The organism is Methylocystis silviterrae, assembly GCF_013350005.1.
Taxonomy (GTDB): Bacteria; Pseudomonadota; Alphaproteobacteria; order Rhizobiales; family Beijerinckiaceae; genus Methylocystis; species Methylocystis silviterrae.
In genome coordinates, this window is record NZ_JABVWW010000008.1 from 102332 (window position 1) to 122466 (window position 20135).

The following is a 20135-nucleotide window of genomic DNA, read 5'->3' on the forward strand; positions in this document are numbered from 1 at the left end:
GGTTTCCTCGTCCTTCGAGACGGCCTCTTCGAGGCCTCCTCAGGATGAGGAAACCCTTTACCCGATCGCCCAGAGAGCAGCTCGCTGTGCAGCGTCCATTGTGCGCATGACCTGCTATAAGGCCGGTTCGCAAAGCCGAGGCCTCTCATGATCTGCGTGACCGATAGAATCGCGCTCCACGAATGGGAAATCGTGGAGGAATTTGCGCGCGCGTCGGGACCCGGCGGCCAGAATGTGCAGAAGGTCGAAACCGCCGTGCGGCTGCGCTTTGACATCCGAAATTCGCCCAGCCTCGTGGATGATGTGAAGGCGCGGCTGGCGCGCCTCGCCGGCCGGCGGTTGACGAAGGATGGCGTCATCCTCATCGAAGCGCGCCGCCATCGCACGCAGGAGCGCAACCGGGCGGATGCGCTCGAGCGCCTCATCGACCTCATCCGCATCGCGGCGGCTCCGCCGCCCCCGCCGCGAAAGAAAACCCGGCCGACGCTCGGCTCGAAGCTGAGGCGTCTCGACGGCAAGAAGCAGCGCGGCGACGTGAAGGCGCTTCGCGGCAAGCCGACGCACGAGTTATGATACGGATTCCGGCTGATCCGTCCTGTTGGGCCGTGTCATTCCCGGAGGCCGAAGGCCTGACCGGGAATCCAGGGCTGATCCAAGAACGCCGGTTTTGCTCTGGATTCCCGATCGCGCGCGTTGCGCGCGTCGGGAATGACACTTGAGCCGTTCCAAGGATTTCATATGAGATACGTAATACGAATTTACGAGATACGTAATGAGTGAACATACGACATACGTAAAAGCTAACGCGCTTCTCGACAGAGCCCGCGCCAAAGGCCTGCGTCTTGCGAGCGCCGAATCCTGCACCGGCGGGCTCGTCGCCGCAGCGCTCACCGAAATCCCAGGCTCGTCCGACGTGTTCGAGCGCGGGTTCGTCACCTATTCCAATGAGGCGAAGCGCGACATGCTCGGCGTTCCCTGGCCGCTCATCGAGCGCCATGGCGCCGTCAGCGCCGAGGTCGCGCGCGCCATGGCGCTGGGCGCCATCGAACACGCGCTGGCCGATGTCGCCGTCGCGGTGACGGGCGTCGCCGGACCCGGCGGCGGTTCGCTCGAAAAGCCTGTGGGGCTCGTTCATTTCGCCTGCGCCCGGCGCGACGGCGGCGTCGACCATGTCGAGCGGCGCTATGGACCGCTGTCGCGCGCCGAGATCCGCGCCGCCTCCGTCATGCAAGCGCTGGATATGATGATAGACGCCGTCGACGCGGCTCAGCGGCGGCCGTAAACCGCGTCGGCGCGTGCGGCGAAGGCGTCCGCATATTTGTGGAACGCGCGATCAAACATCGCGCCCATCACAAAGCCAAGCGCCGGGCTCTTGAATTCATAGGCGATGAAGAACTCGATCATCGACCGGGGCGCGCCGCCGCTCGCCGCCGGCTCGTCGCGAAACGTCCAGCGATTGTCGAGCTTTCGAAACGGTCCCTCGGCGCACTCGACCCTGATGTCTAATTTGTTGAAGTCGCAGCAGACGCGGCTCACATAGCGCTCACAGATCGCTTTGAAGCCAACCTGCATCTCGATCAGCGACACCTCGACCCCAGGCGAGACCTCCGATCGTCGCCGGATGCGAACGGCCTCGCAGAGGGGCACGAATTGCGGATAGGATTCAACGTCGCGCACCAGCGCAAACATTTCTCCTGCGCTGTGCGGCACGTGGCGACGGTTGCGAAAACTCTTCATGAGCCAAGCTTCTAGTTCATTGACGAGAGCGGCAAAAGTCGGCGCCGTCACGCGGCTGGAACAATTGCGTCGCATCGCAGTTCTATCGACGAGCTCTCGCTGGCTCCTGAGATATTCTACGGAGGAAACAATGGCCAACAAATCTGATTTCACAGCTGATGAATGGAAAAAACTGCTTGAATCGCCGCTGCTGGCCGGCTTCGCCGTCAGCGCCGGCGACCCGAGCGGCTTTATCGGAACGCTGCAGGAGGGTTTCGCGAGCGCCAAGGCTTTGGCCACCGCAAAATCGGATCCCAACGCCGACGCGCTGATCAAGGCGGTCGTCGAGGACCTTCTCACGCCCGACGGACGCACTGCGGCCCGCGATGGGGTGAAGGGCGTGGTCGACGGGGCCAAAGTGGACGAGTTCAAGGATCGGGCGCTCGTCGAGTTGCGCCGCACCGCCTCCATCCTCGATTCGAAGGCGCCCAATGAGTCGAAGGCGTTCAAGGACTGGCTCAACCATATCGCCAATCTGGTGGCGGAAGCGGGCGTCGAAGGGGGCTTTCTGGGCTTTGGCGGGGTGAAGGTCACCGACGCCGAACGCGCCACCCTGGCGGAAATCTCCACGGCGCTTGGCGCCGCGTAAGAGACTTATTTCAGGCGGCGCAGCCTCGCGCCGCTCCCGGCCCAGCACGCTCACACCACTCGGTCAGCCTCGGTCGCGTTCTAAGCGTCATGCAAATTCCGAATGGCGCAGTCCTCGTCCTTCGAGACGCCACCTTTGGCGGCTCCTCAGGATGAGGACTGCTTACTGGGGCAAGACACGATGGAATTAGCCGCTCAGCTTCTGAGGGCAGCGTTCTCCGATCAGCTCGGAGCGGCTACGGAATCAAAGGCCCCTCATCCTGAGAGCGTGCGCAGCACGCGTCTCGAAGGACGAGGGGCCGCTTCCAGCGTCGAAGGCCCCGCGTGGGTGTGATCTGAAAGGCGGCGACGCTCAACTTATCGGGCTCGCCTCGCCGAGCGCGAGCCGTCGCTGGCGCGCCGCGCGCAGCTTGGCGAAATCCTCTCCCGCATGATGCGACGAGCGGGTGAGCGGCGAGGCGGCGACGTAGAGAAAGCCCTTCGCATAGGCGAGCGTCTTATAGGACTCGAATTCCTCCGGCGTCACGAAGCGCTCGATCGCGTGGTGCTTGCGCGTCGGCTGCAGATATTGGCCGATGGTGATGAAATCGATGTCCGCCGAGCGCATGTCGTCCATCACCTGCATCACTTCGAGACGGCTTTCGCCGAGCCCGACCATGATTCCGGACTTGGTGAAAAGTGAGGGGTTCAGCTCCTTGGCGCGCTGAAGCAGCCGCAGCGAATGAAAATAGCGCGCGCCCGGCCGCACGGTGACATAGAGCGACGGCACGGTCTCGAGATTGTGATTGAAGACGTCGGGGCCCGCCGCCACCACCCGCTCCAGCGCGCCAGGCTTCCTGAGGAAGTCCGGCGTGAGCACTTCGATCGTTGTTTCGGGACACGCCGACCGGATGGCGACGATGGTCTCGGCGAAATGATCGGCGCCGCCGTCATCGAGATCGTCGCGATCGACGGACGTCACCACGACATGCGACAGGCCGAGAGCGCGCGTGGCTTTGGCGACCCTGCCCGGCTCGGTCGGGTCGAGCGGCGTCGGCAGGCCCGTGGCGACATTGCAGAACGCACAGGCGCGCGTGCAGATCTCGCCCATGATCATGAAGGTGGCGTGTTTTTTCTCCCAGCATTCGCCGATGTTGGGACAGGACGCCTCCTGGCACACGGTCGCGAGCCCGGCGTCCTTCAAGAGGCCGCTGGTTTCCGCCCAGGCCTTCGAACCCGGCGCTTTGACGCGAATCCACGGCGGCTTGCGCAGAATGGGCGCGTCGGGCCGGCCCGCCTTTTCAGGATGACGGAGAGGCGGCTCCCCCCGTTTCTTGCGGGGGTCGTCGTTCAAGAGATCAAGCACGGTCAAGAGCGGAGAGTCTCCTCTCTCACCAAGCTAGGCATATCAATGGCGGACGGCAATGTCCTCGGAAGATCTATTGGCGTCAGGGAGCGCCCGGCATCCGACGCAGAACAGCGCCGCGCCAATCGCGCCGGCGATCAGGACCGCGTCTGCGCAGCGCTGGCCCACTCCTGCCCGAACGGCGAGTTCGGCCGCCAGCCATGCCCCCGTGACCCCCGAGAGCAGCAAAGCCCCTGCTCGAACATCGGCGTGCAGAACATGCGAGAGCTTTGTCGCGCTCCAGCCGACAAGCCCGCCGATGAGCAGAAGGGCGAGGAACTGCGCGTTGGGCGCGCCAACGATCGCGGCTGCGGCGGAGAGCAACGCGTCCATGAGGGCCTCCCGGCGGGGTGAGGAAAAGGTTGCAGCTAGAGCTAACGGCCCATTAACGATCTCGACGAGCTTTTGTTCCCGGCGTCTGCTGGAAAGATTTCACCTGCGCGGGGCGCGCGGCGTCGCGATCGCCAAGCTGATTCACAACCAAGATATTTAAATACTTAATAATCATAAAGTTATAGCTTAAACTTATAGTTTAAGTTGAACTGGCGCCTACAGATATTCGACCTCCAGAACGCCCGGAATGGCGCGCAGCGCGCCAGCGACGTCCGGAGTGATCGGATAGCTTCCGGGCAGTCGGATTTCGATTTCCTCCCGTCCCGCATCGCGCTTCAGAAGAATCGACACCTCGCCGTCGCCACGGCCGGCGAGCCGAGTCTTGATCCCGTCGAGCGGCCCCTCGTCGCCGACCACGACGCGCAGTCCCTTCTGCGCGCGCGCCGCCGCCGCGGCCAAAGGTTCGACAGCAACGATGCGCGCCCGGACGTCCTCGCCCTCGACAGCCGCGGAGAGGGTCACGAGCACCGCCGCGCCCTTCTCCAAAAGGTCGCGATATTGCGTCAGCCCCTCCTGGAAGAGGATCGCCTCATAGTGTCCGCTGACGTCCGAGAGCTGCAAGATGCCCATCTTGGACCCGGATTTGGTGCGCCTCTCGGTCCTGTCCAGAACCACGGCGGCGAGTCGGCCGGCGGTCGCGCCGCGCTTGACCGAGGCGGCGAATTCGCTCCAACGCGACACGCGGATTTTCGGCAAGAGGCCGGCGTAAGCGTCGAGCGGATGGCCCGAGAGGAAAAAGCCGGCGGCTTCATATTCGCGTCGCAGCGTCTCGGCCGCTGGCCAGGGCGGCGTCTTTGGAACCGCGAGATCCGCAGGCTCGGCTTCGCCAAAGAGCGCATTTTGTCCGGCCTTGCGGTCCTCGGCGTGCCTGTTCGCGGCGGCGAGCATCGGTTCGATCGCGGCGAAAGCCCTGGCGCGATTGGGCTCGATTTCGTCGAAGGCGCCGCAGGCCGTAAGGCTCTCCAGCGTCTTCTTGTTCACTTCGCGCGGGTTCAGCCGTCTCGCGACGTCGGCGAGACTCGCAAATTGGCGCGCCCCTCGGGAGCGCACGAGAGACTCGGCCTGCGCTTCTCCGACGCCCTTGATCGCCGAAAATGCGTAGCGGATCGCGAGTCTGCCTTCGGCGTCCTGCGCGACGTCGAAGTCGACGCCCGACTCATTGATCGACGGCGGTTCGACCGCGATGCCCATGCGCCGCGCCTCGTCGCGGAACTCGGCGAGCTTGTCGGTCTGGCTCTTGTCGAAGGTCATTGAGGCGGCGAGGAACTCCGCCGGATAATGCGTCTTGAACCAGGCCGTCTGATAGGCGATCAGCGCATAGGCCGCCGCATGGCTCTTGTTGAAGCCATAATCGGCGAATTTCGCCAGGAGGTCGAAGATGAAATTGGCGAGGTCCGCCTTTACCTCGCGTTCGATCGCCCCCTTCACGAAGCGCTCGCGCTGGGCGTCCATCTCGGACTTGATTTTTTTGCCCATGGCGCGGCGGAGCATATCGGCTTCGCCCAGCGTATAGCCGGAGAGCACCTGGGCGATCTGCATCACCTGCTCCTGGTAGATGATGACGCCGAAGGTCTCCTTCAGTATGGGCTCGATCTTGGGATGGTAATAATCCGCCTCCTCATCGCCGAGCTTCACCGCGCAATAAGTGGGGATATTCGCCATCGGTCCCGGGCGATACAGCGCCACGAGCGCGATGATGTCCTCGAAGCGATCCGCGTGCATTTCGACCAGCGCCTTGCGCATGCCCGCGCTTTCCAGCTGGAATATCCCGACTGTCTCGCCGCGGCCGAGCAGCGCATAAGTCGCCGGATCATCGAGCGGAACCTTGGCGAGGTCGAAACCAGGGTCGCGGCGGCGCGCCAAACTGCTCGCCGTTGCGAGCACCGTCAGCGTCTTCAGACCGAGAAAATCGAATTTGATCAATCCCGCCGGCTCGACCCACTTCATATTGAACTGGGTCGCCGGCATGTCGGACTTTGGATCGCGGTAAAGCGGCGTCACCTCGTGCAGCGGGCGGTCGCCGATGACGACGCCCGCGGCGTGGGTGGAGGCGTTGGAATAAAGCCCTTCGAGCGAGCCGGCGATTTTAAAGAGCCGCCTGACGCGCTCGTCCTCCTCCACGGCCTCGCGCAACTTCTGCTCGCTCGCCAGCGCCTCGGCGAGCGTGACGGGCTTGGCCGGATTCTGCGGCACCAGCTTGGCGAGCTTGTCGACCTGTCCGAGCGGCATTTCGAGCACGCGACCGACGCTGCGCAAAACGCCGCGCGCCAGGAACGAGCCAAAGGTGATGATCTGCGCCACCCGGTCGGCGCCATAGCGGCGTCTGACATAGTCGATCACCTCGCCGCGCCGCGTCTGGCAGAAGTCGATGTCGAAGTCCGGCATCGAATTGCGCTCAGGGTTGAGGAAGCGTTCGAAGAAGAGTCCGAAGCGAACCGGATCCAGATCGGTGATGGTCAGCGCATAGGCGACGAGCGAACCCGCACCGGAGCCGCGTCCCGGTCCGACCGGAATTCCCTGGGATTTGGCGAATTTGATGAAGTCGGAGACGATGAGGAAATAGCCGGGAAAGCGCATCTTCTCGATGACGGAAAGTTCAAAATCGAGTCGCGCGGCGTATTCTTCCCGCGTTCGGCCCGGCGCCGGCCCATGCGCGGCGAGGCGCTGCTCCAGCCCTTCGATCGCTTGACGGCGCAGCTCCTGCGCCTCGATTTCGTCGAGAGCATGCCCATCGCGCGCCTCCTGGACGAAGCGCGGCATGATCGGCTTGCGCGTTTGGGGCCGGAAGCTGACGCGACGGGCGATCTCCAGCGTGTTGGCGGTCGCCTCTTGGAGATCGGCGAAAAGCGCGTACATTTGGGCGCGAGTCTTGAAGTAGTGCTCGGGCGAGACCCGCCTCCGATCGTCGACGCTGGTCACCGCGCCTTCGGCGATACAGAGCAGCGCGTCATGCGCTTCAAAATCGGCGGGCTGAGCGAAATAGGGTTCATTCGTCGCCACGAGCGGCAAGCCGCGACGATAGGCGAGGTCCAGTAGCTGCGGCTCCACGTCGCGTTGAGAACGCAAACTGTGGCGCTGGACCTCGATATAGAGCCGATCGCCGTAGAGACGCTCGAGCGTTGCGAGGCGCGCACGCGCCTGCTCCGGCCTGCCCTGCGCCAGGGCGCGGTCCAACGCGCCATCCGGCCCGCCGGTCAGCGCGATCAGCTCCCCGGCGTCAGCAGCCAGCGCGTCGAGCGTCAGACGCGGCTCGTCGCCCTGCTCGACATCGAGAAAGGCGCGCGAGGCGAGCCGCATCAAATTGCGATAGCCGGCCTCGGTCTTGGCCAGCAGCACGATATTGGCGATACGATCGTCTCGCGCCGCGACTGCGCCGCCCTTGCCGTCGCCGAAGTCGACGCGGAGCTGTGCGCCCGCGATCGGTTGGAGGCCAGCCTTGGCCGCCTTCTCGGAAAATTCCAGGGCCGCGAAGAGATTATTGGTGTCGGTGACAGCGAGCGCGGGCTGGAGGTCGCGCACCGCGAGATCAAGCAGCTTGCCAAGCGAAAGCGCGCCCTCGCGCAGCGAATAGGCGGTGTGGACGTGAAGATGCACGAAGCCGGCTTCGGCGGCAGGCATGGTCGGAGGCCTTGAGGACGCGGACGGATTCGGGCCGAATTCTACAATTTCGCGCCGCGTCCCGGAACTCCGCGCGCGCCGCCGTCCCCAGATAGCGTGAAAAGCGGCGTCCGCCCCAACGTTTTCACGTTTGGGGCGGAGCGCAGACTAACGCTGCAAAACGGCGAAGCGGTGAACGTTCACGCCATATTCGTTGAGGAGCCTGTGCATCGCGGGAGAGAGGCGAACCACACGAGACGCGCTCAGATTAGAACTGCAGTCGTTCCTGAGGCCAACATATTTGGCGTGAAGGGCGTTCGCCTCGCTTTCGCCAACAGTTGAGCGGACCTGCTCAAGGACGGCGCTCACTTCCGCGCCGCCATATTGCTGGACGAGGGAACAGCCAATGCGCACATCCTGCGCCGTCGCGGGAGACAATGCGGCGCTCAGAAGAAACGCGCCAAACAAGGCGCCGGCGGAGATCGCCGGCTTTCCATGACTCATGTGGTACTCCTAGGCTAAAGACCGCCGTTCCGCGAAGCTGCGCGAACGGCGCTCGGTCCAAAGCCCGGCGGAGGCGACCGCCTCCCCGGGGCTCATGTGTCCTAGCCGCGTTTTGGACGAACGTGTTTAGCGCCTATTACTCGGCAGGGCTATAGGCTTTCGCCGCAGACTCGATCGGCTTGAACGCTTCCTTGGCGATCGAGGCGTAGAGCTCGCCGAGCTTGGTCGCTTCGGCAAGGAAATCCTCGTAGGCGCTCTTGGCGAAATCGGACTGAAGCTGAAACGCTTCGTCGATCTTCTTGACCGTAATCAGCTTTTCCGCCAGAACGCGGCTCTTTTCGAAGGATTTCTTGGAATAATCGGTGGTCTCGGCGGCGATGCTCTGCCAGCCCTTGGTCACCGCAGCCGCAGCGGCGGACACGGCTTCAAACTGCTCTTTGCCGAGCTTCTGAACGCTGTCGAAATTAGCTGCCATCGGTTCGTCCTCATGATTTTGGCGCAAAGGCGCCCTATGCGGCGCTATGCGCCCGCTCACGACTTATTTATATGCATTGCACAAAATAAAGTCAATGAAAATGTTGCGGCGCAAAATAGGCGCGGAGCCGGGCTAGCGCTTAACCCGCGGGTAACCGCGAGCGCTTAGTCTGCCAAATCGTCACTTTTGGCGCGGCTGGGCGGTTGCGCGAACAACAGTGAAGTCAAGGGGCGCGTTTATGCTGAGATCGAGTATGTCGGACCGCCTGCCGCGGACCCGCTTCCTCGCGGTAAGCTTTGCCACGATCACAATCCTCGTCACAATGTCGGTCTCCGCGGAGGCGCGCGGCAGACATTCTTTCCATCACCGCAGCGCTTCCGACGACCGCAATTCGGCCGTTCGGGCGCGCGCCAACGCCAATAGCGATCCTGTCATCGGCGAGCATCGCGGCTTTTCGGCCATCGTCGTCGACGCCAACAGCGGCCGCGCGCTGTATTCCCGCGCCGAGCATGAGTTGCGCCACCCCGCCTCCGTCACCAAGGTGATGACGCTCTATCTTCTGTTCGAGCAGCTTGAAAAAGGGCGGCTGCGACTCGACTCGCCGCTGATGATTTCGCAACACGCGGCGGCGCAGGCGCCATCCAAGCTTGGCCTGCGTCCTGGCCAGACGATCAGCGTCGACAATGCGATCAAGGCGGTCGTCACCAAATCCGCCAATGACATCGCCTGCGCGATCGCCGAAAACGTCGCGGGCGACGAGCATAGTTTCGCGCAGATGATGACGCGCAAGGCCCATGCGCTGGGGATGCGCAACACCAATTATGAGAACGCGTCGGGGCTCCCCGACCCAAATCAGGTGACGACCGCCTATGATCTCGCGCTGCTCGGACGCGCCATCCAGGAGCGCTTCCCGCGCTATTATCGCTATTTCTCGACGCCGAGCTTCGCCTACAACGGTGCCCTGCACCGAAACCACAATCATCTCCTCGGCCAGGTCGAAGGCATGGACGGCATCAAGACCGGCTACACGCGCGCGTCCGGCTTCAATCTACTGACCTCGGTGCGCCGTCGCGGACATCACATTGTCGCGGTGGTGATGGGCGGTAAGACCGCCTACACGCGGGATCGCATCATGGCGGGGCTGATCGAGGAAAACATCGACGGCGGCTCTTCGGTAAGAACTGCGGCGGCGGTGAGCGAAGATCCGCGCGCCGCCAAGGCGCAGGAGCAGTTGGCGCAGGAGCGCACGCAGCGCGCCGAACGCGCCGCCGAGCGCGCCCAACAGATCGCCGCGGAGCGCTTGGCTTATGCCGAGCCTCAGGAAGAGCCCGCCGGGCAGCCCGAACCATTTGGCCGCCGGCTGAACGCTCCGGTTCCGGCGGCGGCCATACCGCCGCAGGAGAGCGCTGAGCGGCCAGCAGTTCGTCCCGCTTTCGTTTCCGGCGGTCAGAAGCGAACGGCCGACGACCGGGATGCGGAACGCAAGGGCGCGTCTCCAAGCGCCAAGGCCCGCGCGGGCGCTACGACAGTGGCCGCGCGCGACGGCTCCACCACGAACGGCGCGCGTAAGATCGAGGTTACGCCCGTGTCCACGACGCCTTCAGCCGTTCGCGCCGGCGCCGCGAAATCACAGCTCGCAAAGGCGGACGCCGCGCGTCCGGGGCGGCCAGGCTGGATGATTCAGATCGGCGCGACCGACGATCAGGAAAAGGCCAATCAGCTGCTCGTGCGCGCGCGCAGCCAGCTTCAAGGCTTTCCCGCGACCGCCAAGGCCTTCACCGAGAAGGTGCAGCGGGGAACTGAAACGCTCTATCGCGCGCGTTTCGCCGGGCTCGAGGAAGACACGGCGCAGTCGGCCTGCAAGGCGCTCAAGCGCTCCGGTTTCGCCTGCTTCACGACAAAGAACTGATCATGTCCACGACTTGGGACCACGACTACGGCGCTCAACGCGCGTCAGTGCTGGTGACGCCGCATCAGGACGTCCTTGGCCTCATTCACCCGGGCCGCAAGATCAGTCGTTCCGCCAAGGTCTGGATGAAGCTTCTTCATCAGATCTCGATGGGCGCGCGCAATGTCCGCCGCGGGCGCGCCGCGCTTGAGGCCGAGAATTTCATAAGCCTCGTCTTCCGTAATCGCGCCTGCATGACGCGCGCCGCCCTCGCCCGGACGAAAACCCCCCGAGTTTGCGTGCGTATCGCTTGCCGAACGCCAGCCGGAAAATCTGCGGTCCAGATAAGCCTCTAAAAGCCTGGCGCCGTCAGGATCGTCCCGGCGGCAAATGCCGTAGAGTTCGAGGAGAGCTGGCCGCGCCAGCGAATCAAGATGCACGCCTTCATGCTGACCGGCCAGAACCACGCCCCGTATGGCGCCCGTGGAGTGGTCGAGCTCCATTTCGATCATCGCCGATCGAACCCGCGATACGCCGCCGGCGCCTGCGCCCGCTTTGCGAAAGCCGCGCAGGGCGCCCCCGCTGAGGCCCATCAGCCAAACGCCAAAGCCCAAGAGCGCCATGCCGAGGTCGAGGCGTCCCCGCACCAAAAGCAAGGCGCCCAGCGCTAGCGCGAGGAAGCCGCCTCCGCGCTTGAAAATCACTGCCAATAACGCCGGCGACGTCTTCGTATAGGCGTTTAGCGCCACAATCGTCAGGAGCAGGGCGATGAGTCCGATCAGAATGGGCATCCGTTTATCCTCAACCGATCTGAGACAGAAGCAGGCGCGCTGCGTCCCCGCCTTCTTCGGCGCGCCGCTCCAGCTCGCGTCTGCCCCCTGCCGCATAGGCCGCCGCGGCGGCGAGAAGCTCCGCTAAACGCCCTGGAGCCGTGGCGTCAAACGCCGCATAGGCGCCGCCCGTCAGGCGCGCGATCTCACGATAGGCATGCTGTGCGGCCGAGTCGTGCCCCTCAAGGAACATGAAGGCCTTGACGCCGAGCAGCCCAAGTTCGCCTGCCGTCGCCGCGAGGGCGTCGAGCCGCTCCTCCATAGCGTCGCCGATGTAAACGAGCGCGCCCACGCGTCCTGCGTGCGATTCGTCGAGAGCGTGGCGTAGAACCTTGCCGATCTGCGTGCGGCCGCCGCGACAGGCGATGCGCGACATCAGCGCGCCGAGCCCCTCGCCTCCCGAGACGAAGCGCGAGGCGCGGCATTCCCCGAAGCCGCGGAAGTAGACGAGTTGAACATCCAGTCCGCCCTGCGCGGCGGTCGTGCGGAACATTTCGCCCTGAATTGACTGGGCCATGTCCCAGGTCGGCTGTCTGCTCATTGTGGCGTCCAGCGCGAAAATCAGGCGTCCGCGCGACGCGCTCGCCGCGACGTTCTTTGCCTTGTCCAGGAAGGCGTCTATCGGCCCCGATTGCACAGAGCCTTGAGCTGCCGGCGGTTTAGGTGAATGTTCGCCCACTGCGGTTCACGTCGTTTTATCTGACGCTCTCTATCAAATCGGCCCTGCTCTCTGATAAACAAGAGGCTGGCGCGCAACCTGAAACATAGGCTCTTTCAGCGCGCCCGGCGAGGATTCGATGTCGGTCCCCAGCGAAGAATCTCATGTCCTGAACGGATCCGCGCTGACGGCCGCGACCGGATGGACACGCATTGCGGCCCTGCCCGCTGAAGATAGCGTTCGGATCCAGTCCCTGATGCAGTCCTTCGCCGAAGAGCTGATGCGGGATGGCGTGCGGGTCGGCGGCGTGACGCAGACGCGCGTCGCGGATTCATCGGGCCGCTCGGGCATCGTACTGCGCGATGTCGCCACGGGCGCCTTTTATCCGATCTCGCAAGACCTTGGCCCCGGTTCGGTCGCCTGCAATCTCGATACGAGCGAGCTGGCCCTCGCCTGCGCGGCGATTGAGCGCGCGGCGCGCGACGGCGCGCAACTGATCGTGATCAGCAAGTTCTCCAAACAGGAAGCGGCGCGGGGCGGGCTCTGCGACGCCTTCCGAGCGGCGATGACCGCGCGCGTTCCGGTGATCGCGGCGGTCTCTCCGCACTATCGCGACGAATGGCGCGCCTTCGCCGGGCCGCTGGCGGAAGACATCGCGCCCGAGCGCCAGGCGCTCGCGGATTGGTGGGCGAAGCTTTGCGCCGGCTCGCCGGAAAGGACCTCTATCTGACCGGCGGCGCATACATCAGGCCGCCCTTGTTCCACAAAGCGTTCAGCCTGCGCTCCATGCCGTAGGGCGCGCCCTGCCCGAGATTGCGCTCAAAAACGTCGGCGTAATTGCCGACATGTTTGACGATGCGGTAGGCCCAATCCTGTGAGAGGCCGAGATCGTCGCCATGGGCGCCGTCAACGCCGAGCAGCCGCCGTATCTGCGGATTCTCCGACGACAAAGCGGCGTCGGCGTTCGCCTTCGACACCTCCAGCTCCTCTGCGTCGATCATCGCGAACAGCGTCCAGCGGACGATGTTCAGCCACTGATCGTCGCCTTGGCGGACAAGCGGGCCGCGCGGCGACTTCGAAAGAATGTCCGGCAGAACCGCGTGATCCGCAGGCGCGGTCAAGCCGATGCGGACGCGATGCAGCGTGGAAACGTCAGCCGTCAGCGCTTCACATTTTTCCTCGTCATAGGCCTTGGCCGCGTCCTCGAGGCTCGGGAACAGCTTTGGATCATATTTCGCCTTGCGGGCCCGGAAAAAGTCGGCGACCGCGAGTTCATAGGGCGTGCCTTGCTCGATGCAGATCGACGCGCCGTCGAGATCCTGGACGGAAGCTAAGTTGCGTTGCCGGCGGACCAAGAACCCCTGCCCGTCATGGAGAAAGACGCCGGCATAGATCAGCTTTTGACCGGCGTCGCGCGCTTGGGTCCATGGCGAGGCGCTGACGAGCAGATCGACGGCGCCGGCCTGCAATGCGCCAGCGCGCTCTTTCTGCGAGAGCTCAACGAATCGCGCCTTGGCGGGGTCGTCGAGGACGGCGCCGGCGACGGCCCGGCAGAAATCGACGTCGAAGCCACGCCATTCGCCCGCGCCGTCGCGTTGAGCAAAGCCGGGCGTGTCGGTGACGCCGCAGGTCAGGTAGCCGCGCTTCATGATCTGCGCGAGCGTGGGACCGACATCCGTTTGCGCGTCGGCGCTAAGAGCGAAAAGCGCTCCGGCGAAGGCCGCAAGGAAGGCGAAAGCTGTGCGGCGGATCATGGCGGGCTCGGCATCCGGCGGAGGATATACTACGGTCGCGCGGCGTTCACGCAAAGACGAGTTGTCAGAGGCGGCATGTCCGAAGAAAAGCGAAAAGCAAGGCGCAAATTAAAGCCCGCCACTCTGGTGACGCAAGCCGGCCGCGCGCCGTTCGATCATTTTGGCTTCGTCAATCCCCCTATTTATCGCGGTTCGACGGTGCTGTTCCCGACGGTCGCCGCTCTCGAGGCGTTACGGCAACCGTACACCTACGGCACCAAGGGGACGCCCACGACTCGCGCGCTCGAGCAGGGCTGGAGCGAGATCGCCGGCGCCGCGGACACGGTGTTGACCCCCTCCGGCCTTGCGGCGATCGGACTGGCGCTCCTCACCGCCACACATGCGGGCGCGCATGCGCTCATCGTGGATTCCGCCTATCAGCCGACGCGGACCTTCTGCGACGCTCTTCTCGCGCGCTTCGGAGTCAAAGTCGACTATTACGATCCCTTGATCGGCGGCGGCATCGCCGCGATGATGAAGCCCGAAACGACCGCCGTGCTCGTCGAGTCGCCCGGTTCCCAGAGCATGGAAGTTCAAGACATTCCTGCAATCGCCGCGGCCGCCCACGCCCACGGGGCCTGTGTCATCGCGGACAACACCTGGGCGACCCCTCTTCTCTTCCCGCCGCATGAGCGCGGCTGCGACCTCGCCGTCGACGCCGGCACCAAATATCTCTCGGGCCACGCCGACCTCCTCATGGGGCTTGTTTCGGCCAATTCGGAGTGGGCGAAGCGCCTGCGCGCGACCTTCAACGCCTTCAGCATGGGGTCCAGTCCCGACGACGCCGCGCTCGCCTTGCGCGGGCTGCGCACCATGGCGCTACGGCTGCGCGAACAGGAGCGCGCCGCGCTCGACATCGCGCAGTGGCTGGAGAACCGGCCGGAAGTTTCGCGTGTGCTGCATCCCGGCCTTGCGACGCATCCCGGCCACGCGCTGTGGAAACGAGACTTTACCGGCGCCTCCGGCGTTTTTTCCATTATCCTCAAAGAGACTTCAACAAAGGCGGTCGCCGCTTTCGTCGATGGATTGGAATTGTTCGGTATCGGATTCTCATGGGGCGGCTATGAAAGCCTTGTCCTGCCTTTCGACTGCTCTTCTTACAGGACGGCGACGTGCTGGACTCCGGAAGGGCCGGCGCTGCGCTTCTCCATCGGACTGGAGGATGTCGCGGATCTGAAGTCTGATCTCGAGGCGGGGCTCGCGCGCCTCAACGGCCATTGAAGGCGGCGCGCCGCGGTGTATTCCAGGTTTTCGCATTCCTTATCGTGAAAAGATGTCTTGAAGAGGAGAAGCAATATGGTGGCCGTTTCCCGGGTTGCTGCTTATGTGGCCGTCTGCGGTTTTTTGATTGCGGGCGTCGCGCCGGCGCGGGCGGCCAGCGGTCAGGACTTTCCGAACTCCACATGCGCCTGCAAGTCATGTGGCCAGAACAAGTCCGACGTCATCGGCAAATGCCCCGACGTCTGCAAGGACAAGACGGTCTACGACAAAGGCGACAAGGATGCTCCCCCAGCAGGAGCCAAGAGCCGCTCGGGCAGAAAAGACAAGACCGCCAAAGTCTCCGAACCTACGGTGTTTTGTAAGGCTGCCCGCATGAAGCTTCCGAAAGGCTGGATGCGCGCCGATCCGCCGCCGGCGAAAACGCGCTAATCCAACGCATCTCCAAGTAGGTCCTCATTGCGGCGCGAGGGTCGCGCGCCTTAGCGATCGCCTAATCGCCATGCAAAATGCCCGCCCAAGAACTTGGGCGGGCAAGGTTTTGTTGCGCGCTCGCAGCGAGCGCGCAACAACGCTTGGAGGATTAGAGCGTGGCTCCCGCCTGGAACTTCGGAATAACCGGACCGCCGATTTCAGCTCTCTGACGCTCGCCAGAGGGGCTGAAGAAGAACAGCAGTCCGCCAAACTGGCTATCGGTGTCATAGGCGAGATCAGACAGGCGTTCGATGTCGAAGCGGGCGTCCTGAACGATCACTTCCAGGTCGCGAGTCTCGCCGGGCGCGATCGGGTTGGGATCGCTCACGGAAAGGCCACGGTCGGCAAGCAGATAGTCAGGGAAATCCGGCCGCGTCGTGAAGACTTCCGGATTGAGGAAGCGCAGACCCGCGGCAGTGAATTCGCCGAGCCGGATCGGCTCCTTGCCATTGTTGGTCACCTTCGCCCTGATCCGCAATTCGCGGCCCGGCACCGTATAGGAGCCGCCCTTGAATTGAACGGCGACGGTCGACCGCGGCTCGTCGATCGGCGAGATGCCGGTCAGCAAGCCCGCCTGCATCGGCAGCGTGCGCGGGAACTCCCGGTTGGCGGCGGCATAGAAGACGAGCACAGCCAAGAGAACCGCGGCAAGGGTGATCGCTCCGATCCGCTTTTCGCTTTGACCGATCAGCTCGCGGCCCTTGCCGGCCTTGACCTGCCAATATCGGACGATGATCCCCTTGGTCATGAACCAATAGAGAATCCAGGCGGCGGCGGCAGCCATCCAGAAGAAGTGATAGATATAGGTCCAGGTGATCCCATAGGTTTCGAGATCGATCGTCGAACCTTCGAGCAGCGTCACGGGATTGGTGAAATCCTTCATGTCGCCCTTGATGGTGATCCACTGGCCCGGACCGACGATCGGGCCGCCGTCCTTGACGTTGATCTGGACATGGACGTGATAGCGGCCTTGTCGGCGCGCTTTCAGGACGATCTTGTATTCATAGTCCTTGCCGACATCCATCGAGAAGGTGCGCGGCACCGGCACTTCGCCGACGAAGGCGCTCTTGCGGATGAGCACCGGTCCCGGCTCGCCGACGTTGAGAAATGATTCGCCGGGCCTGGCGACGGCTTGCGGCCAGCCGGAAAACACATGCACCTTTCCGGTGAGCTCCATCTCGTCATTCACATTGAGCTCGGTCTTCGACCATTTGACGTCATACCAGTTGAGCGTGCGCATGCGCAGGAAGGCCTGCTGCGAACGTTCGCCATGCGCGGCGGCGGGCGTGGCCGCCGGCAAGGTCGTTAGCGCGCCTGCAACGGCCAATCCGAGGATCCAAAGGCGGACGACGCGGGCCGTCGCGCATTTGGCCATCGATTGCAAATTCAAGCTTTTCATCTGGAGTTACTCCCTTGCATTTTTTGCCGCCGGAGCCGTCGCCGGCTCCGGTGAAATTGCGCGTCGCGTCCTAGACCTCTTCGATCTCGAGATATTTCGTCGTCGAGAACCATTTGCCCACGTTCCACCACAGGAAGTAGACGAGCATCGAAATGAAGCCGGAGAAGAAGGCGGCGACCGGAACCACGTCCTTGCCGAAGGTGCGCAGCGTGCCGCGCTCGACCATGCGGATGTATTCCGGGGTGCCAGTGCGGACGTAGTTGAAGCCGATGAGGTCGGCGAGCGTGAGCAGCACGCCGTCGATTTCAGTGGCCTGATGATATTGCGCCAACACAGGCCAGTTGATCGGATAGAACAGGAGGCCCCAGCCAAGGCCGCCGAGGAGCGCCGTGACCAGCCAGCTGCCCGAGATCATCAGCACGATGTCGAGCCAGAAGCCCATTGGAATGAGCGCCGACGGAAACACCAGATTGATCGGGAAGAAGGTCCAACCCCAGAAGTTGTCATAGCGGTTGATCCACTCGCCAATCAGCAGGGCGAGCACGACGGTCGTGGCGCCGATCGGCAGTCGGAACCTCGTCCAGAAGAAGGACTGCGAGGCCGCAGCGAAGCACATGGCGACGATCGGCGTCACCGTCGGCCACATGCGTCGATCTTTGAAGTCGATCCAGAAATCCCAGTCGCCGGCGAGCAGCATGTAATGGATGTGGAAGGAGCCGAGCAGCACGGCAAACAGGATCACCAGCAGGATCCAATCCGTCAGAATGACGCAGCCGAGAAACTCTTCTTTCGATTTCCAGGTCTTACCGGCTGGCAAGCCTGATTCAGTTGATGCCGACATGTTTTCCTCTCTCGAATTGATCTTGCTGAAGGAAAGCGGCGGCCCCGCCCGGCCTTCGCCCTTGGTCGACGGCCGCTTTCCGTTTTCGATGAATTTGTGCGCGCGAGTTGACGCGCGTTAGAGCGCGAGAGCGTCCTTCTCGTATTCCTTGCTGAGTTCGATCACGCGATCGAGCACCTGGCGCGCAACGCCGAAAACGGCGAGCGCGAACCAGCCGAAGAACACGAAGCCCCAGTGCAGCGGGGCGGTGAACAGCTCTTCCATGAACCAGAAAGTGTGGCCCCACTCGTTCAGGCCGATGTTCGGGAAAATCATGAACGGCCCGGCGAAGAACATCAGGAAGGCGAGCGAGATTCGCTTGGAGAATTGCGGGATGCGCGTATGCGCATACATGAAGGCGCCCCAGCCGCAGATGATGTAGATCGGATAGCTGAGGTAGAACTCGAGGATATGGCTTGGCGTGAAATCGGTGTCGCGAATGACCGTCTGATGCCAGGTGCCATCCTGTTCGGTGAAGTAAGAGGCGCCCCAGTAGACCGAGAAGGCGTAAACCGCGAGCCAGCCGATGAGGGTCAGGATGCGGCGCATCTCCTCGCGCGGCGCGACGGCGTCGATGTTGCGGTCGCGCGTCTTCCAGAGATAACCGCCGATGGCGCAGAAGGCGACGAACTCGAGCGGCAGCTCGGTCCACATCAAATTCATCCAGTAGGTCTGGAATTCCGGCGCGAAGGAATCGAGGCCGGCCTTCCATCCGAAATATTGCTCATAGATTCGGATGCCGACGTAAAACACCAGCATCACGCCCATGGTGATGTAGGCGGGCTTGAAGTTCACGATCGTATCGGTCACGTCGGCTTGTGCGGCGCTCACGGCTTTTTCTGTCGTTTGATTCATCATTGCCTCTCCTCTTTCGGGCTCGAGACGCAAGTGCGGTCCCGATTGGCGCTGGGCCTCCCATTGCTGCGATGTGCGCCGCGCAAGGCGCCCGTCTCGCCGCGTGAAGTGGTCAAAAGAGCGCTTGCGCGATGACCGCTCGCGGCGTGCGCAAACCCGCAGCGGGTTTCACAGCTGGGGGAAGCCTATCACGTCGAACACTGTCGCCGTCAAGCAAAGTATAGTATTCAGCATGCGACAATTTGCACCATATGCTGTTTAAAATCTCATTTTATTGCTATAAATATTGAGACTTAAGTTTTGTATATAATTGATACCTGAGTTTGTTGGCGCGGTTAACCAGCTTTTGATGTATTATAATATGAAACAGCGCCATCTTAGAATGATTTAAGACTAGATTATAGTCAAACTTGCGACATGTTGCCGCAAGTTAAACCTATTGTGCGTCGAGTTGAATCGTTGAAAATCGAAACAGCGCTGATCGACAGCGTCCGCCGCAGTCTATGGAGAGGAAACGGATGAAGACTTTGCACTCGTTTAATGAACTTGGCTGGGTCGCCTTTTGGGTCGCCTTTTGCGTGTTCCTCTTCGCAATCTTCATTCCGACCGTGAACCGAGCCCTCAACCTTTAACCGCCCTCCCCGGCGCGAACGATCGTCCCAACTTGATCTCCCTCGAGTTGGGACGATCCCTGTCCGCGGGGCCGAGGAGAGAGCGAAGACGCAGGGGCCGAATTGCATGCGCGTCGCCAAAATGTCGCGCCTCACAGGCAAGATATTTCGATACGAACCAATGTCTTTGACCTGAACGATCACGCCGGATAGGAGCCAAGACAAAGCAGGAAGGATCTGATGCAAAGCAAAATTACAAGGTGGCCCGAAGAGTATAAAAAGAGAAAAATAAATGAGCGGAAACTCTGAAGAAGACCATCAGCTGAATTATCGCAAGCGACGGGAAGATTCTCTGCGTGAGCTACTGAGCGGCATCGTGGACAAGCCCTCAAAGGAGATCGTCGAGGAGCTCAAAAAGGATTTGGGCGTCAGCCGCGCGACCGCCTATCGCATGATGAAAACATTTCGCACCTGCGGGGCCATCACGGCGCCGTGGACGCGTCCGGTAGGCCGCCCGAAAGGCGCGCGCTGTCTCGATCCGCGCCGCGAGCAGCTCATCCAGGAGGCGATCAAAGCCCATTATTCGCACGCGCTTCGGCCGAGATTCAGAGCGCTGGTGCAGGACATTCACCAGCGCTGCAGCGAAGAACTGCTGGCGCCGCCGAATTGGCGCACCATTCGCAAGCGTCTGCGCGACTTCGAGGGTCGCGGTCGCGGCGCGTCCGGCGTCGGGAACTGGACACCTCCAATAACCGGGCTTTTCGTGGACTGGCTGTTGGGCGTGAGGCGGCTCGAGGCCATCCTTCCGGGAA

The 20135-nt window shown here is 62.8% G+C and carries 20 protein-coding genes; 8 read left to right on the plus strand and 12 right to left on the minus strand.

Translation table 11 applies throughout. The features are described 5' to 3' along the window. Positions 1-147 precede the first annotated feature (147 nt). A complete protein-coding gene (gene arfB, locus HUN39_RS11220) occupies positions 148-573 on the plus strand; it encodes an alternative ribosome rescue aminoacyl-tRNA hydrolase ArfB (protein WP_175094597.1) in 426 nt (141 codons plus the stop codon). A gap of 199 nt (positions 574-772) precedes the next feature. Next, positions 773-1282, plus strand: a complete 510-nt coding sequence (locus HUN39_RS11225; protein WP_175094598.1) for a CinA family protein — start codon at positions 773-775, stop codon at positions 1280-1282. Here HUN39_RS11225 and HUN39_RS11230 read toward each other — a convergent pair. After that, on the minus strand, positions 1267-1737 hold the full coding sequence (locus tag HUN39_RS11230) for a type II toxin-antitoxin system RatA family toxin (RefSeq protein WP_175094599.1): 471 nt from the start codon (positions 1735-1737) through the stop codon (positions 1267-1269). The genes HUN39_RS11225 and HUN39_RS11230 overlap by 16 nt on opposite strands. Positions 1738-1867: 130 nt before the next feature. Here HUN39_RS11230 and HUN39_RS11235 point away from each other — a divergent pair, with 130 nt between their 5' ends. After that, positions 1868-2365, plus strand: coding sequence for a hypothetical protein (locus HUN39_RS11235; protein WP_175094600.1), 498 nt, complete (start codon positions 1868-1870; stop codon positions 2363-2365). A 351-nt stretch (positions 2366-2716) separates the two neighbouring features. Here the strand turns inward: HUN39_RS11235 and lipA are convergent, their stop codons facing one another. From lipA to HUN39_RS11260, 5 genes are all read right to left on the minus strand, one after another. Continuing rightward, the gene (gene lipA, locus HUN39_RS11240; protein ID WP_175094601.1) at positions 2717-3715 is read right to left on the minus strand and encodes a lipoyl synthase; all 999 of its coding nucleotides are present in this window, start codon (positions 3713-3715) and stop codon (positions 2717-2719) included. A 36-nt stretch (positions 3716-3751) separates the two neighbouring features. Further along, the gene (locus tag HUN39_RS11245) at positions 3752-4081 is read right to left on the minus strand and encodes a hypothetical protein (RefSeq protein WP_175094602.1); all 330 of its coding nucleotides are present in this window, start codon (positions 4079-4081) and stop codon (positions 3752-3754) included. 216 nt (positions 4082-4297) lie between these two features. Further along, positions 4298-7759: a DNA polymerase III subunit alpha gene (dnaE, locus tag HUN39_RS11250; RefSeq protein WP_175094603.1), complete on the minus strand. Its 3462-nt coding sequence runs from the start codon at positions 7757-7759 to the stop codon at positions 4298-4300. 147 nt (positions 7760-7906) lie between these two features. Beyond that, positions 7907-8242: a hypothetical protein gene (locus tag HUN39_RS11255; protein WP_175094604.1), complete on the minus strand. Its 336-nt coding sequence runs from the start codon at positions 8240-8242 to the stop codon at positions 7907-7909. Between the two features lie 136 nt (positions 8243-8378). After that, the gene (locus HUN39_RS11260; protein WP_123177582.1) at positions 8379-8717 is read right to left on the minus strand and encodes a phasin family protein; all 339 of its coding nucleotides are present in this window, start codon (positions 8715-8717) and stop codon (positions 8379-8381) included. A gap of 238 nt (positions 8718-8955) precedes the next feature. Here HUN39_RS11260 and HUN39_RS11265 point away from each other — a divergent pair, with 238 nt between their 5' ends. After that, positions 8956-10626 carry a D-alanyl-D-alanine carboxypeptidase gene (locus tag HUN39_RS11265; protein ID WP_175094605.1) on the plus strand — a complete coding sequence of 557 codons (1671 nt, stop codon included), beginning with the start codon at positions 8956-8958 and terminating at the stop codon, positions 10624-10626. A 44-nt stretch (positions 10627-10670) separates the two neighbouring features. Here the strand turns inward: HUN39_RS11265 and HUN39_RS11270 are convergent, their stop codons facing one another. Continuing rightward, positions 10671-11396: a DnaJ domain-containing protein gene (locus HUN39_RS11270; protein ID WP_175094606.1), complete on the minus strand. Its 726-nt coding sequence runs from the start codon at positions 11394-11396 to the stop codon at positions 10671-10673. A gap of 10 nt (positions 11397-11406) precedes the next feature. Then, positions 11407-12114 carry a VWA domain-containing protein gene (locus HUN39_RS11275; RefSeq protein WP_175094607.1) on the minus strand — a complete coding sequence of 236 codons (708 nt, stop codon included), beginning with the start codon at positions 12112-12114 and terminating at the stop codon, positions 11407-11409. Positions 12115-12232: 118 nt separating this feature from the next. Here HUN39_RS11275 and HUN39_RS11280 point away from each other — a divergent pair, with 118 nt between their 5' ends. After that, positions 12233-12823 (plus strand): DUF2478 domain-containing protein, encoded by a 591-nt coding sequence (locus HUN39_RS11280; protein WP_175094608.1) that lies wholly within the window; start codon positions 12233-12235, stop codon positions 12821-12823. Here the strand turns inward: HUN39_RS11280 and HUN39_RS11285 are convergent. Further along, positions 12816-13847 carry an amino acid ABC transporter substrate-binding protein gene (locus tag HUN39_RS11285; RefSeq protein ID WP_175094609.1) on the minus strand — a complete coding sequence of 344 codons (1032 nt, stop codon included), beginning with the start codon at positions 13845-13847 and terminating at the stop codon, positions 12816-12818. The two genes, HUN39_RS11280 and HUN39_RS11285, sit on opposite strands and share 8 nt — an antisense overlap. A gap of 75 nt (positions 13848-13922) precedes the next feature. Between HUN39_RS11285 and metC the strand changes: the two genes are divergently transcribed. Together metC and HUN39_RS11295 are read left to right on the plus strand one after the other, a co-directional pair. Then, positions 13923-15107 carry a cystathionine beta-lyase gene (gene metC, locus HUN39_RS11290; protein ID WP_175094610.1) on the plus strand — a complete coding sequence of 395 codons (1185 nt, stop codon included), beginning with the start codon at positions 13923-13925 and terminating at the stop codon, positions 15105-15107. Positions 15108-15182: 75 nt separating this feature from the next. Then, on the plus strand, positions 15183-15536 hold the full coding sequence (locus tag HUN39_RS11295) for a hypothetical protein (protein WP_175094611.1): 354 nt from the start codon (positions 15183-15185) through the stop codon (positions 15534-15536). A 151-nt stretch (positions 15537-15687) separates the two neighbouring features. Here HUN39_RS11295 and amoB read toward each other — a convergent pair whose 3' ends face one another. The 3 genes from amoB to amoC form a co-directional block, all read right to left on the minus strand. Beyond that, positions 15688-16977 (minus strand): bacterial ammonia monooxygenase, subunit AmoB, encoded by a 1290-nt coding sequence (amoB, locus tag HUN39_RS11300; RefSeq protein ID WP_175094612.1) that lies wholly within the window; start codon positions 16975-16977, stop codon positions 15688-15690. Positions 16978-17047: 70 nt separating this feature from the next. Continuing rightward, positions 17048-17818 carry a bacterial ammonia monooxygenase, subunit AmoA gene (gene amoA, locus HUN39_RS11305; protein WP_175094613.1) on the minus strand — a complete coding sequence of 257 codons (771 nt, stop codon included), beginning with the start codon at positions 17816-17818 and terminating at the stop codon, positions 17048-17050. Between the two features lie 117 nt (positions 17819-17935). Continuing rightward, on the minus strand, positions 17936-18712 hold the full coding sequence (gene amoC / locus HUN39_RS11310; protein ID WP_175094614.1) for a bacterial ammonia monooxygenase, subunit AmoC: 777 nt from the start codon (positions 18710-18712) through the stop codon (positions 17936-17938). Between the two features lie 903 nt (positions 18713-19615). Between amoC and HUN39_RS11315 the strand changes: the two genes are divergently transcribed. Beyond that, on the plus strand, positions 19616-20135 hold a 520-nt coding region (locus HUN39_RS11315; protein ID WP_232366045.1), incomplete at its 3' end, for a hypothetical protein.

Bases quoted from the DNA above. Each gene is read 5' to 3' on its own strand.
- arfB (WP_175094597.1), top strand. From the start codon at position 148: ATGATCTGCGTGACCGATAGAATCGCGCTCCACGAATGGGAAATCGTG.
- HUN39_RS11225 (WP_175094598.1), top strand. From the start codon at position 773: ATGAGTGAACATACGACATACGTAAAAGCTAACGCGCTTCTCGACAGA.
- HUN39_RS11230 (WP_175094599.1), bottom strand. From the start codon at position 1,737: ATGAAGAGTTTTCGCAACCGTCGCCACGTGCCGCACAGCGCAGGAGAA.
- HUN39_RS11235 (WP_175094600.1), top strand. From the start codon at position 1,868: ATGGCCAACAAATCTGATTTCACAGCTGATGAATGGAAAAAACTGCTT.
- HUN39_RS11245 (WP_175094602.1), bottom strand. From the start codon at position 4,081: ATGGACGCGTTGCTCTCCGCCGCAGCCGCGATCGTTGGCGCGCCCAAC.
- dnaE (WP_175094603.1), bottom strand. From the start codon at position 7,759: ATGCCTGCCGCCGAAGCCGGCTTCGTGCATCTTCACGTCCACACCGCC.
- HUN39_RS11255 (WP_175094604.1), bottom strand. From the start codon at position 8,242: ATGAGTCATGGAAAGCCGGCGATCTCCGCCGGCGCCTTGTTTGGCGCG.
- HUN39_RS11260 (WP_123177582.1), bottom strand. From the start codon at position 8,717: ATGGCAGCTAATTTCGACAGCGTTCAGAAGCTCGGCAAAGAGCAGTTT.
- HUN39_RS11265 (WP_175094605.1), top strand. From the start codon at position 8,956: ATGCTGAGATCGAGTATGTCGGACCGCCTGCCGCGGACCCGCTTCCTC.
- HUN39_RS11270 (WP_175094606.1), bottom strand. From the start codon at position 11,396: ATGCCCATTCTGATCGGACTCATCGCCCTGCTCCTGACGATTGTGGCG.
- HUN39_RS11280 (WP_175094608.1), top strand. From the start codon at position 12,233: ATGTCGGTCCCCAGCGAAGAATCTCATGTCCTGAACGGATCCGCGCTG.
- HUN39_RS11285 (WP_175094609.1), bottom strand. From the start codon at position 13,847: ATGATCCGCCGCACAGCTTTCGCCTTCCTTGCGGCCTTCGCCGGAGCG.
- metC (WP_175094610.1), top strand. From the start codon at position 13,923: ATGTCCGAAGAAAAGCGAAAAGCAAGGCGCAAATTAAAGCCCGCCACT.
- HUN39_RS11295 (WP_175094611.1), top strand. From the start codon at position 15,183: ATGGTGGCCGTTTCCCGGGTTGCTGCTTATGTGGCCGTCTGCGGTTTT.
- amoB (WP_175094612.1), bottom strand. From the start codon at position 16,977: ATGAAAAGCTTGAATTTGCAATCGATGGCCAAATGCGCGACGGCCCGC.
- amoA (WP_175094613.1), bottom strand. From the start codon at position 17,818: ATGTCGGCATCAACTGAATCAGGCTTGCCAGCCGGTAAGACCTGGAAA.
- amoC (WP_175094614.1), bottom strand. From the start codon at position 18,712: ATGAATCAAACGACAGAAAAAGCCGTGAGCGCCGCACAAGCCGACGTG.